Genomic DNA, 626 nt, shown 5'->3' with positions numbered 1-626 from the left:
ATTTTGCTTAAGTCTAAGCTGGCACGATATTATGCAAAATAGGACTCAAAAGCTTAAAACACAAAAGTTATGATTTATACTCTTGTGCTAGAGCGTTTATCGTTTTAAGTTTTAGGTGCAAGAGGTCGCAGCTTAATGAAACCGGCGTGACGCTTAGCGATATTATCGATAAGTTTTTGCGTCACTTGCTCATACGATAGTGAGTCGGTGTCCATAGTGACAAAGTCTGCCAAACGTAGCATTTGCATACCCGCGTACCCGCAAGGGTTGATGGCATTAAAAGCGGACAGATCGCAATTAAGGTTGAGCGCAATACCGTGATAGCTAAAGCCGCGCTTGATCTTAAACCCAAGAGAGGCGATTTTGCCGAGCATAATTGTCTCACGCTTAATAGTATGGTCAGAGTCAGGTATGTGGCTATATAAGTAAACGCCTGGGGCATCGCGGCGTGCATGAGCGCTGATATTGTCTTGGCTATCCATAGACGCCAAACAGTCATTGAGCACATCCTCTAATGCTTGCTCAGCATGGGAGACGAGGTTACGTACGCTCCAGCCCAAACTGTCCAAGTCAAATAACCAATAAAGCACCAGTTGCCCAGACCCGTGCCAAGTGACTTGCCCGCC

At 46.0% G+C, this 626-nt stretch carries 1 protein-coding gene; it reads right to left on the bottom strand.

Annotated elements, in window-relative coordinates; all coding sequences use genetic code 11:
* Positions 1 to 104: 104 nt before the first annotated feature.
* Positions 105 to 626 (bottom strand): lipoyl(octanoyl) transferase LipB (gene lipB, locus ACTXGO_RS15765; RefSeq protein WP_443575182.1); only part of this gene is annotated, 522 nt, incomplete at its 5' end.

The sequence above is a fragment of the Psychrobacter sp. T6-1 genome (genome assembly GCF_052258445.1).
Note: the sequence above shows the minus strand (reverse complement) of the source record. Positions and strands in the feature narration are given on the sequence as shown.